The organism is Methylomicrobium lacus LW14, from assembly GCF_000527095.1.
GTDB lineage: Bacteria > Pseudomonadota > Gammaproteobacteria > Methylococcales > Methylomonadaceae > Methylomicrobium > Methylomicrobium lacus.
This window is the reverse complement of the sequence record NZ_AZUN01000001.1, coordinates 4,350,585-4,362,736: the sequence shown is the minus strand read 5'-3', so window position 1 is coordinate 4,362,736 and position 12,152 is coordinate 4,350,585. Positions and strand designations below refer to the sequence as shown.

Annotated in this window: 8 protein-coding genes; 6 read left to right on the top strand and 2 right to left on the bottom strand. The window is 47.1% G+C overall.

Annotated elements, in window-relative coordinates; genetic code table 11:
- Window positions 1-6: 6 nt before the first annotated feature.
- The 6 genes from fabD to mltG all read left to right on the top strand — a co-directional run bounded on the left by fabD (window position 7) and on the right by mltG (window position 5,310).
- The gene (fabD, locus tag METLA_RS0120265; protein ID WP_024300303.1) at window positions 7-957 is read left to right on the top strand and encodes an ACP S-malonyltransferase; all 951 of its coding nucleotides are present in this window, start codon (window positions 7-9) and stop codon (window positions 955-957) included.
- Complete coding sequence (fabG, locus tag METLA_RS0120260) at window positions 950-1,678, top strand: 3-oxoacyl-ACP reductase FabG (RefSeq protein ID WP_024300302.1); 729 nt, start codon at window positions 950-952, stop codon at window positions 1,676-1,678. The genes fabD and fabG overlap by 8 nt, the downstream gene beginning before the upstream one ends.
- Before the next feature lie 204 nt (window positions 1,679-1,882).
- Window positions 1,883-2,113: an acyl carrier protein gene (gene acpP / locus METLA_RS0120255; RefSeq protein ID WP_024300301.1), complete on the top strand. Its 231-nt coding sequence runs from the start codon at window positions 1,883-1,885 to the stop codon at window positions 2,111-2,113.
- A gap of 93 nt (window positions 2,114-2,206) precedes the next feature.
- Window positions 2,207-3,451: a beta-ketoacyl-ACP synthase II gene (gene fabF / locus METLA_RS0120250; protein WP_024300300.1), complete on the top strand. Its 1,245-nt coding sequence runs from the start codon at window positions 2,207-2,209 to the stop codon at window positions 3,449-3,451.
- 34 nt (window positions 3,452-3,485) lie between these two features.
- A complete protein-coding gene (pabC, locus tag METLA_RS0120245; protein WP_024300299.1) occupies window positions 3,486-4,322 on the top strand; it encodes an aminodeoxychorismate lyase in 837 nt (278 codons plus the stop codon).
- Window positions 4,312-5,310: an endolytic transglycosylase MltG gene (gene mltG / locus METLA_RS0120240; protein WP_024300298.1), complete on the top strand. Its 999-nt coding sequence runs from the start codon at window positions 4,312-4,314 to the stop codon at window positions 5,308-5,310. The genes pabC and mltG overlap by 11 nt, the downstream gene beginning before the upstream one ends.
- Before the next feature lie 288 nt (window positions 5,311-5,598).
- Here the strand turns inward: mltG and METLA_RS0120235 are convergent, their stop codons facing one another.
- On the bottom strand, window positions 5,599-7,149 hold the full coding sequence (locus METLA_RS0120235) for a hypothetical protein (RefSeq protein ID WP_206740956.1): 1,551 nt from the start codon (window positions 7,147-7,149) through the stop codon (window positions 5,599-5,601).
- A gap of 1 nt (window position 7,150) precedes the next feature.
- Entirely contained in the window at window positions 7,151-12,121 is a 4,971-nt protein-coding gene (locus METLA_RS0120230) for an AAA domain-containing protein (RefSeq protein ID WP_024300296.1), read from the bottom strand.
- Window positions 12,122-12,152 lie beyond the last annotated feature (31 nt).

Here is a 12,152-nt window from a genome sequence, read left to right as displayed (position 1 = left end):
ACATCCATGAGCACACAAACCTACGACTTAGCCTTCGTTTTTCCAGGCCAGGGATCTCAGTCGGTCGGCATGATGGCCGATCTGGCGGACAGTTTCCCCGAAATCAAACACACCTTCGAACGCGCCTCCGACGCCTTGGGCAAGAATTTGTGGGCACTGGTCAGCGAAGGCCCCGAAGCGGACTTGAATCAAACCCAAAACACCCAGCCCGCGATGCTGGCCGCCGGCATTGCGATCTGGGAAGTCTGGAGCAGGCAAAGCCGCGTGCGCCCGGCCTGGACCGCGGGCCATAGCCTCGGCGAGTACAGCGCCCTGGTCGCCGCGAATGCGATCGCCTTCGAAGATGCGATCCGGCTGGTCGCGACCCGCGGCCGCCTGATGCAGGAAGCGGTCCCGCAAGGCATCGGCGCGATGGCGGCCATTTTGGGCCTGGAAGATCATCAGGTCGCGGAAGCCTGCGAAAAAGCCGCGCAGGGCGAAGTCGTCGCGGCGGTCAATTTCAACGCGCCGGGTCAGGTCGTGATTGCGGGCAACGCGAGCGCGGTGCAGCGTGCGATCACCGAAGCGCAGGCGCTCGGCGCCAAGCGCGCGCTGCTGCTGCCGGTCAGCGTGCCGTCGCACTGCGCGCTGATGGCCGGCGCCGCCGAAAAACTCGGCGCTGAGCTGGAGCAAATACCTTTTCACAGCCCCGACATCACGCTGATCCATAATACCGATGTGATGGCGCACAGCGCGCCGGAAGTCATCCGCAACGCCCTGAAAGAACAACTCTACAAACCGGTGCGCTGGGTCGACTCGATCCAATTCATGCACGACCAGGGCGTCACCCGCTTTGTCGAATGCGGCCCCGGCAAGGTGCTGATCGGCCTGAACAAACGCATCGTTAAGGGGGCCGAGCATGTGTCGATCTTCGATAGCAAATCTTTACATACTACTTTGGAGCTGTTAAATGGCTAAACAAGTCGCTTTAGTGACAGGCGCCAGCCGCGGCATCGGCAAGGCGATTGCCGAAAGACTGGCCGCCGACGGTTTTTTTGTGGTCGGCACCGCAACCTCCGAGAGCGGTGCGGAAGCCATCTCGGCTTATCTCGGCGAAAACGGCAAAGGCCTCCGCCTCGACGTCGCGGACGCCGATTCAATTGCCGGGGTGATCAAAACCGTCAATGACGAATTCGGCGCGCCGGCCGTGCTGGTCAACAACGCGGGCATCACCCGCGACAATCTGTTGATGCGGATGAAGGACGAGGAATGGGATGCGATCATCAACACCAACCTCGCCTCGGTTTTCCGGATGAGCAAGGCGGTGCTGCGCGGCATGATGAAGGCCCGCACCGGCCGCATCATCAGCATTTCCTCGGTCGTCGGCTCGACCGGCAACGCCGGCCAGGCCAACTATGCCGCCGCGAAAGCCGGCATCGTCGGTTTCAGCAAATCGCTGGCGAAGGAAGTCGGCTCGCGCAACATCACGGTCAACGTCGTCGCACCCGGCTTCATCGACACCGACATGACCAAGGATTTGGGCGACGACATCAAGACCTCGCTGTTAGCCTCGATTCCATTGGAACGGCTCGGCGCGCCCGAGGAAATCGCGCATGCGGTCTCGTTCCTGGCCTCGCCAGGCGCCGCCTATATCACCGGCGAGACCCTGCATGTGAACGGCGGCATGTATATGCCGTAACTTCCGATCTCATTTCGCCACGGACTGATGGAAAACGGGCGGCCGGCCAGCTTAATATTGTGACTTTGGCTTCAGATTACAGTATAATTTTGGCTACCGTCTGGAATTTCCGTGGACGGGATTTCTAGTAATACCAACAACAATATCATTGTAAATATATGATTTATATCTACTGTATATTTACTTTGCTTGAGGATAATAATTATGAGTAATGTTGAACAACGAGTAAAAAAAATTGTTGCAGAGCAATTGGGCGTTAAAGACGATATCGCCAATGACGCATCTTTCGTAGATGATTTGGGCGCCGACTCTCTTGACACCGTCGAACTCGTTATGGCGCTTGAAGAAGAATTCGAGTGCGAAATCCCAGACGAAGAAGCTGAAAAGATCACCACTGTTCAGCAAGCAATCGACTACGTCGTAAAGAACACCTAAGACTAGCGATTCATTAGTGGATGACATCCTGCGCATCCACTAAGCTTTACCCCCCGATTTTTCTAAAATACAGATTCCACACGGTAACACACATTGAGCACACGTCGAGTCGTAATCACCGGTTTGGGCGCCATTACGCCCTTAGCAAACACGGTGGCAGAAACCTGGGACGGCATCATCAACGGCAAAAGCGGCATCAGCCCTATCGATTCCTTTGATATTTCGCCTTTCGCTACCACCTTTGGCGGTGTGATTCGCAACTTCGATGTCACCCAATACATCCCGGCCAAAGACGCGCAGCGCATGGATGGATTCATTCATTACGGCATGGCGGCCGGCTGTCAGGCGTTCGAGGATTCCGGCATCGAAGTGACCGAAGCCAATGCGGAACGGATCGGCGTGGCGATCGGCGCCGGCATCGGCGGCGTCACCGGCATCGAAGAATGTTATGCGGTGTACGATAAAAGCGGTCCGCGCCGGATTTCGCCGTTTTTCGTGCCCGGCAACATCATCAACATGATTTCCGGCAACCTGTCGATCAAATACGGACTGAAAGGCCCCAATTATGCAATCGTGACCGCCTGCGCGACCGGTACCCACAACATCGGCGATGCGGCACGGATGATCCAACACGGCGATGCGGACGTAATGCTTGCGGGCGGCGCCGAGCGCTGCACCACTTCGCCGACCGCGATGGGCGGCTTCATTTCGGCGAAAGCCTTGTCGCGCCGCAACGACAATCCGACAGCGGCCAGCCGGCCCTGGGATAAAGACCGCGACGGTTTCGTACTCAGCGACGGCGCAGGCGTGGTCGTGCTCGAAGAACTCGAACACGCGAAAGCGCGCGGTGCCAAGATTTACGCGGAAGTGGTCGGCTTCGGCATGAGCGGAGACGCTTACCACATGACCACCCCGTCACCCGGCGGCGAAGGCGCGGCGCGCTGCATACGCAATGCGTTGCGCGATGCCGGCTTGAATGCAGACGCAGTCGATTACATCAATGCGCACGGCACCTCGACGCCGGCCGGCGATGTCGGCGAAACCCAGGCGATGAAGTCGGCACTGGGCGACCACGCCTACAAAGTTGCGGTCAGCTCGACCAAGTCGATGATCGGCCACATGCTGGGTGCTGCCGGCGGTATCGAAGCGGTATTGACCGCGCTCAGTATCAAGCATCAGATCGCGCCGCCGACGATCAATCTGGACAACCCCGATCCCGAATGCGATCTCGATTATGTACCGAATGTCGCGCGCGACATGAAGATCAATGTCGCGATGTCCAATTCATTCGGCTTCGGCGGCACCAACGGCACGTTGATTTTCAAACGCTACGAATAAGCGTCGATCCTGCACAGGGTCGCCCTGTCCGCCAATGCTGCTTGTCAATGGTGACCCCGGAGAGACCCTGCCCGTTGCGGACCGTGGCCTGCAATATGGCGACGGCTTGTTCGAGACGATCGAAATCAACGGCCAAAGGCCGGTTTTTTTCGATCGGCATCTGAAGCGACTCGAAGACGGCTGCCGGCGGCTCTCGATTCCGTGTCCCGCGCCGGACATTCTTACCGAAGAAGCCGGCCTATTGTGCCGGCAAGCCCCGGCCCAGGCCGTACTGAAGATCATCGTGACCTCGGGTTCCGGCGGACGCGGTTACCGGCGGCCGGAGGCGATACAAGCGACCCGGATTCTAAGCCTGCATCCCTACCCCGATTACCCGGACGCCTTTAGCACGGAGGGCATCAATGCCCGCATTTGCCAAACGCGCCTCGGCATCAACCCGGCCTTGGCCGGCATCAAACATTTGAACCGCCTGGAGCAGGTGCTCGCCCGCGCCGAATGGAGCGATCCTGCCGTTCAGGAAGGCATCATGCTGGACAACGCCGGCCTGGTGATCGAAGGCACCATGACCAACCTGTTTTATGTGAAGGATCACGCGGTTTATACCGCAGCGCTTGAACAAAGCGGTATCGCCGGCATCATCCGCGGCCTGATCATGGAGCTTGCCAATCAGCATCAACTTACGGTTAATGAACGGAGTTATTCCCCCGAACACTTATTGTCGGCCGATGAAGTCTTCGTCTGCAACTCGATCATCGGCATCTGGCCGGTCAAACAGGTCGAACAGAACGCTTTCGCTCCGGGACCTGTCACCCGGAAGCTCCAGCAATGGTTAGCCGACTATAAACAAGAGACGCTTCGCCGTGAGCAATAAAATCGTTGGCTTGACCTTATTATTCATCAGTTTCATCGGAGGCTGGGCCTGGATGGACTACCGCCAGGCCCTGCAGGCGCCGGCCGTCAAGGACAATCCGGTCGTGATCGAAATCGTCAAGGGCGATTCGATGGGGCGGATCGCCGAAAAATTGGCCGAACAGCACCTGAGGGTCAGCTCCTTATGGTTTAAGGTGATCACACTGCAAAAACAAGCGGCCGCCAAGCTGAAGACCGGCGAATATGAATTCGCCACCGGCCTGACCTTGCCCGAGATTATCGACCAGATCGCGGAAGGCAAGACCCGCCAGCACAGCATCACATTCCCGGAAGGCTGGAGCCTGGACGACATCCTGGCTGAAATGAACAACAATCCGCATATCGAGCATACGCTGAAGGATGCTTCGCCGGAAACCTTGCGCGCCCAGCTCGGCATCAGCGAAAGCAAAGCCGAAGGCCTGTTTTTCCCGGATACTTATTTCTTCGAGAAAAACATGTCCGATGTCTCTTTGTTGAAAAGGGCCTACGACAAGATGCAGCTGGTATTGCAGGAAGAATGGCCGCAAAGAGCGGCGAATTTGCCGATTAATTCGCCCTACGAGGCGTTGATCCTGGCCTCGATTATCGAAAAAGAGACCGGCGCGGAAGATGAACGCCCCCTTATTGCAGGCGTTATGGTCCGCCGCCTGCAAAGCGGCATGCCGCTGCAGACCGACCCGACCGTGATTTACGGCATGGGCGACAACTATCACGGCAATATCGCCGAGCCGGATCTCAAAGCCCAGACGCCCTACAACACCTACCTGATCAAAGGCCTGCCGCCGACGCCGATTGCGATGCCGGGACGCGAGGCGATACATGCCGCCCTGCACCCCGATGCCGGCAACAGCCTGTATTTTGTCGCGAAGGGCAACGGCACGCATGTGTTTTCATCGACCCTGCAAGACCACAATCATGCGGTCGAGCTGTTTCAGAAACAGAAAAAATGAGCCGTATTATTCGCAAATAAATGGCCAAACCGCTACCGACCGAGTCCGACCATTACGTCAAGTAATGAATAAATTTTGCTCAGTTTTTTCTTGAGTTTTAATATGCAAAATCTCTGAACCTGATCTGACAGTGATAGACTGAATTCGACCCAAAACCGTCCTTGACATCAGTTATTTTAACTTCTGGTTAGTGTCGGCCAACAGTCTGTCCTCGAGCATAAAGAGACATGTATAGCCCGGGTATTGGAAGATATACAACTGGTAGGGTTGTGTACTTACCGTTTTCATCTATAAATTAGATTTATTTTTATAGGTTATCAATGGCACTGGCTTCTGAGGCTGCGGATGGTTGTAATTCTTTTTTGCTATCTGGAGATAATCAATGTCTAATAAATCGTCTAAATTTCTTTTATCTCGAGACCACATCAGGTTATAGTTAGTAACAGTTTTTAATCTCTCCTTCAACACGTCTTCTATGCGAGTTACTCTGTCTGGATCGGAAGTCATAAAGCCGATTGGGAAAGTAACCCCACTAGTTTTATTAGGTTGAAGATGAAATTGAGCAATTGCAAAATACCCTTGGAATACCATTAATTCGACTCGATCAAGCGGTGATGCGTTGTAGAGTGCAACCCCGTGTGGTAATCGCTGTGAAAAAGCCTTTTTTCGAGGATGGTAATAGTCGTCGTTGTTTTCAGTGGGGAATAGCGTTACCAAGCCTTCATGCGAATTATCACTTTTCTTTAACACATCGTCTATTTTGGCAATAAATTCCGCAAGTTCATTTCCACTATCCGCCCAAAGCGGCACATTTGCTGGCAACCAATAGATTCGCCCTGCTTTTTTATCTTCCGACTCTGACAAAAAATTTTTTAGCCATCTTTCCACTTCGATACGATTATTTCTTAGATATACTGGTCCCAAGAGTGCCCGTGTATTAGGGTTTCCATAGCCTGTTTTCTTGCGATCCCTGTCTAGTAACCAAGCACTCAAGTCGAAACGTTTATCAGATATATATCTCTTAAGAACCTCATCACCGAATAGTTCGCAAAATTTATCGATAGATATCCCTTCGTCGGAAATCTTTAGTTTCCCTAAGTAATCAGCTATCTTTGCCTCAAGCTCATTGGAAAGCGGAAATTTCCGAGCTTCTCCAACCTTTTGACTTACATCTCGAATTATTCTTACATCATGATCTCGAATTGGCTCAAGTTCTATTACCATATCAATAGGTACCTGCAATGTACGTTGTTGTTGGCATTGCCCTATTTTATAAAGTCGAGTCTTTTGTGCTTCATGTGATGACCGCGTATTCTCTAAATGCGCTCGATATTGGCGACTGAAAGCTTCACATAATTGATCTTGTGATGCTTTCATGAGTTCTGAGTCAGCTTCGATTTCTGGTAAACCCCATCGGGTTCCTGAATAATTGGCCTTCGAAAGTAATTGCAAAGATAAGAGATCGAACACTGCTTTTTCTTGACGCTCTTCAAAAACCGTTAAAGAGGGAACCAAATCCACTCCATTAGCTGATTTCGTTTGTAAAAGAGAAGAAGGCTTTATGCTGCCATCTGCATTGATGACGGCAAGTCTTTTTTCAAACAAACTGTTAAGCAGAACCTCTCTTTCCTGATTATTGAGTCCAAAGTAATTTTGAAGATCATTAGGATGGATTGTTCCCAACATTAATAGCAATCTACATGAAAATTCTTCCATAGCGGGTAATGGTTGTTCTGTTGTCCATGAACATTCAAACTCGTACATCCTTGCTGGTAACATCAAAGAAATTACATTCGCAGTCCTTCGTGTTTCTTTTTTTGAATCAATATCTATATTCAAGTTATCCATTTCTCCCCCCATTTAAGGAATCTGCACCAACGATTTTGTAGTCACTTTCCTTGGCTATTGCTTGTTCTTTGACAAACTTAAAAACCCTTGCTAATGGATCGTCGCTATTCATGTTTTGCCACATACGGCAAGCTCCAATAATAATTAATCGCTCTTGTGCTCGCGACAGAGATACATTGATTCGAGGCTCATCTACTAGAAATCCTTGTTGTTTATCAATGGAATCTCTAACCAAACTTAAAATTATTATGGGGTTTTCCTGACCTTGATAAGAATCTACAGTATCGATTTTTATCAAGTTTCGCAAAGGTCCCGCCCATTCCGCTTGACTGAGCTTCTGTTCAAGAAGGTCTAGTTGTGCTCGGTACATGGTGATAATACCAATTACATATTTTTGAGATTCCGTATGAGATTCACGGATGTGTTCTAAATGCGGACTCTGAGAAAGTAAGCATAAATAATCTAAAATTATATTTATTTCATGATGATTAACATATCCTTTGCCCTTACCATTGCGATTAGGCTCTTCACCTGTTGCACACTCGCCTTGTCCACTATCTATCCATACTACAGGTGTATTCCAAGGATGCGGCATAGCAGAATACCAATCAGGAGAAGAACCACGTCCAGTTTTTAACTTTGTGAGCTCATTTGCATAGAAACAATGTGAGACTAAATCACCAATCGGTTCGCACATCCTATATTGTGTATCAAGAGTAATTCCTTTAGTGGTTTCAAATAGTCTTTGAAAATCTGTTTTTATGATGCTTTTTTGAGAGATACCAAGTCGTTTGGCAACAGATTTGAGATGATTCTTATCATAAAGAGGCGGTAGTTGTCTGTGGTCTCCTACCAATAGTACCCGCCTACCAGATTGAATAGCAATCATAAGTTCACTTGCTTGGGCACGAGCCGCTTCATCAACAATCACCCAATCAAAATCAGTTTCAGCAATACCAAGTTGTTTCTGTCCTAAACCAACGAGAGTTCCACAAACAAGCTGTCTAGTTTTTACTAAAAACTGGTCATAATTGGCTTCCCCCGTTTTAAGTACATCAAGCCATTCATGACTGAGTTTCAATAAATTGGATAATTTTGTAGTTGCAGATGGGTTATTGATTTCATGCGAATCGGCGATTATTTGCACAATAGTTTCCCAACGTTTTTCGCTATTAATCAACCTATTGGCATCAATCGGAAAACGACTATTAACAAAAGACTGAAAAGCATTTTCTTGTTTTTCTTGTTCATTTATTAGGTCTGCCAATCTGTCTTGGTCTTTTTCAGATTGAACAGGTCTAGATGTTATCTCTGTAATTCCTTCAGCACATTTTCTTAAAGTATCAAGCAATGGAGATATATTCCTGTGGACGGCGGCGACCTCTCTGACAAAACTATCTGGCAAAACTAAACTTCGAGAAAAAGTACATATGCGTTGATCATATTCTCGATGAAATTGGTGACGCATTCGCCTTTGAAGAGCCCTTGTATGTGTATCAAGCAACTCGGTAGCAATCATGTTTTCTTGTCCAATACGGACTACTGATAACTCAGTCTTATGATCCTTGCATACCTCCCTAACCTTTTTAGCCACATTATCAACAGATGTGTGGGATTGTCCAACTAAAAGAATATTGCGAGCACCAAGATCATGAAAAAGGTAATGTATAAAAATACTGATAAATGCAGTTTTACCTGTACCTGGAGGTCCTTGAAGAACGCCCAAAGGTCCCCAAGCCGTGAGTTGACGAAATGCCTCTTCTTGTTTTGGGTTTAGTTTTTTACCATTGGAATTATATCTTGAAATTATCTGATCATCTGGTTCATCCTCAAGCTGTACCAAGTCAGGGGCTATTTTAATGTCAAAATAGTCCATGAGCTTGGGTATTGAAGCTGCGTTATCTAGAACCCTCTCAAGTGCTTTATGCCTTCGATCTCGTGATGCTTTATTTCGCACCGATTCAAGTTGAAGGATATTGCCTTTTTTTAGATGATTTTGTAACTTGGCACGTTTGGGATTCAAGAAAAGGAAGTCAGCATTAGTTTGGTAAACATCCAAGTTACCTAAGCTGTTATCTTCCCCTTCTTCTTTAACTAATACAATGTCATCTATTTCAAAATCGAAAGTTCTTCCTGAGTTGTTAATATAAGGAATTAACAGATGACCGTTAAAGTTTTCTTGGATTTCTGTGTCTCCTATCTCTACCGTTAAGAGCGTCTCCTTTTCTGTTTCGGCTAGAGTCCTCCAAATATCCCTTACAGAAACATATTCAGTTTCAAGTCCATCTTCTGTAGTTGCATCTTCTATAGAAGTGAATTTTTCCTCTAAAAGTGTAAGTACGCTATCAAGGCTTAGTAAAAAATTTAAAACTGCTCGAGTTGAACTGGGATTTGGAAAGCCTTGTTTAATCACAATTTTACAGCTCAATTGTTCCTGTGATTTTTTGCTAGCTTGAACAACTTCGCTGAGCGGAATATTTGGCTTGAAGCGAACATCACGAATTTGCCGTTGTTCGGGATCAAATGTTATAGAAAGTGATGAGTTAACCGAAGTGAGATAACAGTGAAGGAGCTCTGTGTTTCTCCTATCCCACACCGTGTTGCAATGATAGAACGCTCCATCATGTTCAAGTTCAAAGTCAGAACTGGGGAAAGAGTAATCGTTCCAAATAAAATAAATCGAGGGTTGCTCTGGAGCGGTTTTTTCTGTTGATTTTGACGCTAAAGCAGCTTTCAAAGCTTCTTGCAGAGGAGACAGCGCAACTGGAATCCCATTAGGGGACTTAAATCCACGATTTATTTCTTCGGTGATTACAGGAAAGTCATCCCCCTCAATCAGTTCTTTAATCATCTTGTAAGCAGCAAACCTATCTCTTTCCTCTGCGTCAGCGGCAGCAGGATTTGAAGGTCCGTACTCAAGGTTGAATGGTTCAGTTTGTTCACCGAAATCCAACATATCAAGTAGAATGACGACAGGGAGTTTTACTTCGTTATTATCCGATTCCACATCTGTGGTGGTTTTAACTAAAATATTATCGGGGTGAATATCACCATGGGTTAGACCTTGTTCATGCAGATCAATCAGTGTAGTGACCAAAGAAATCGCAACCTGTAAGCGATGCTCACTATCTTCTATCTCGGATATAGCTTCTTTCCATAGCTGTCCTGGTTCAATCCGTGTGATTAGGTAAAGTCCACCACTTTCTAACAAGCCATAATCAATGATTTGAGGGGTAGGGATGTTACTCTTTGCAATATGTTCAATGCGTTGTCGAAATCTCAATATCCGTCGATTTTCTCCCGCGCGATTTTGTTGAGATTTAACCTGTTGCCAAATTTTAACGTATGCTTCTGACTCATCCGCAAATGTACGATATTTGCTTGTCTCGCCACCAACAGAGGGATTCTCTCCAGGTGCAGGAGGATATTTCATAAATAGATTAATTATGCCCCAGTTTCGTTTTACAAAATCACCCTCCATTACAGCGTCAAAGGCACTAAAATCATCAGATAAATTCGATGCTAATCCTGTTGTATCATTAAACTGGGACAGCATTTCAGAGGCATTTGCGAATCTATCTTTTGGCTCAAAGGATAATGCTTTAATGAACCAAGAATTTAAGCGACCCTGGAAATCATCTGGATTTGGTTCCTTCCAAACAAGAATGCCATCATCATCTTTTTTGAGTGTCTGCTCTTTAAAACAAATGCGATAAGCGATGGTTGCTAACATAAATACATCTTGACGGAAAGCGTCTAATATCTCTCCTTCTGTTTTATAGGCATCCTCTGGCAGCTTTAAATTGCTACTTTGTAATTGCTCACGCAAGTCTCTAATCGTCCCTCTTTCTGGAAAAAATGCTGTTGCAAATCCTGAAACAACAATACTTGCTTGTTCACTAGCGTACCAAAGATTATGGCCGTCCACATCTCGATGTCCAATGCCAATACTATGGAGTTCTGAAAATGGAACTAATAATGCTCGCACTAAATCAAGTCGTGATTCAGTATCAGATTGATTAATCTGGCCATTAATAAAATCGTCAAGTCGAGTATAGGTACGGCGAATTTCATAAATTTCGGTAACATCCTCAGTAATATCATCTTTTCCAAGAGACATTTTAGAGCGGAGAAGATACTCATCTAGCCTGTTATTCCTATCACGGGCATATCCCAATATCCGTGACTCTCTCAATGCAATATCAGCCCATTGATTCTGAGTAGCAAAACCAGTTCCAAGTTGGCTAAAATCCCATCGCCGCATTAAAGCGAGTTCATGTGCTGCGTCTTCGTGAAATCCTTTAAACTCCTTGTACAATTGGCTCCTATGGGTAAACCAAGGAGTTTCTTCAGCAATGAAATTGTGAATCTTGAACTGTTTTGGTCTAACTTTTGGGCTATCAAAGAAACCTTGTAATATTGGCAGATATTCCTTGCTGTTAGGTCTAGGTTTTCTTAGCGTTTCAAACAGATGCTTTGGTACGTCACTGTGTCCAACGATCTCATCATAAACTGAACTTGAAATTTTTAAGAAATCATCAAGCGTATGAACAAATCTTTTCTCTTTATTAGAGATTTTTTCAGGAGTTGAATTTCCACACAATACGACGTGAGCTTCGACAAAAAGAGAATATCCTAATTTATGCTTTAATTCTTTTTCCAAGAGCTTACCTAAACGAATCGCATGTACTCGCTTTGTTGCATATGGGCTTTTACCCCTTGATGAACCATTGATATACCATTGACCACCAATGTCTTCTAAATCACCATTCCATTCTTTAAGCTCTACTAATAACAAGCGGTCGTGTGTTATGATTAGAACATCAATATCCATTGAGCCTTGATCATCTACGACTAAAACTCCGGCATATGCGTACCAACTATCACGAAATGCTTCCATTTTAGTAACGGCTCGGATTTCACTAGCGTGAAGTCCATTGGCACCTAGAATTTTTATTTTCACTAAAATTTATCCTTAAAATATTTTTTCTATA

Coding starts and splice junctions, on each gene's coding strand:
- fabD (WP_024300303.1), top strand. CDS start 7: ATGAGCACACAAACCTACGACTTAGCCTTCGTTTTTCCAGGCCAGGGA.
- fabG (WP_024300302.1), top strand. CDS start 950: ATGGCTAAACAAGTCGCTTTAGTGACAGGCGCCAGCCGCGGCATCGGC.
- acpP (WP_024300301.1), top strand. CDS start 1,883: ATGAGTAATGTTGAACAACGAGTAAAAAAAATTGTTGCAGAGCAATTG.
- pabC (WP_024300299.1), top strand. CDS start 3,486: ATGCTGCTTGTCAATGGTGACCCCGGAGAGACCCTGCCCGTTGCGGAC.